The sequence below is a fragment of the Aeromonas sp. QDB11 genome, assembly GCF_027705265.1.
GTDB lineage: Bacteria > Pseudomonadota > Gammaproteobacteria > Enterobacterales > Aeromonadaceae > Aeromonas > Aeromonas allosaccharophila.
In genome coordinates this window covers 1-797 of the sequence record NZ_JAPDBM010000210.1, presented here as the reverse complement: position 1 = coordinate 797, position 797 = coordinate 1, and the positions used below count along the sequence as shown (strand labels likewise).

The window sequence follows — 797 nt, the reverse complement described above, 5'->3', positions numbered from 1 at the left end:
TCTGGAAACGGTACTCAATGCGGGTCTCAAAAAACTGGGTGAAATTTAACAAAATGTTCACGCTCTCACCCTGACCGGAGATCATGCCAAAGAATGCTGAGTATGGTTCTTCAATTTTTCCCCATTGAGATAATCCAATTTCTAAATCTATAGGTTCGCCGTCAATTCCATTTGCTAAACTTGAGTGAACTCGGGTTTGATTTAATTGATGAAATGTTACTACATCATCATTAAAACCATCACCGGCATCATTTAACTCATTCACTAAATCATCCATAACCCTTTGGCCATGAACACTAAGTAATTGATTTCCAGTATGGATTAAAACAATATCAAATTTTGTGTCAAATTCTGTTAATGCTGTTTCTATGAGGCTTTTCATTCGTAGTGTTTTTTCATTGAAACGAGAAAAGTCAAGATTTAGTAAATCAAATACACCATCTTTAAACTTCCTTATATCTCCACTTTCCGGTTCACCAACACCTTTCTTCGACCATTTAGATTGAACTAAAATCATTCGCTTATTAGATGGTGAATAATGAATGGCATCTATACCATTATCATCACCTCCATCAATGACAGCATTTGCTGCTTCTACCTCAGTAGAATTGCCAATACAATATACAGCATAAGCAGCCAAGCATCTCGTTAGTATTTTTGTTTCATATTCAGCATCACTTTCATTTAAGTCGCTTTTATCTAATCTAGATTCAAATAAAAATTTGATTTTACTGGCGATCTGATTTACATGAATTATACTCATTTTATTCCCCCTGTTATTTAAATGTTTAACTTTT

General features: G+C 34.0%; 1 protein-coding gene. It reads right to left on the bottom strand.

Annotated features, from left to right (window positions below; genetic code table 11):
- Positions 1 to 763: hypothetical protein (locus OKC40_RS22710; RefSeq protein WP_270797051.1), on the bottom strand; the 763-nt coding region annotated here is incomplete at its 3' end.
- Positions 764 to 797: the final 34 nt, after the last annotated feature.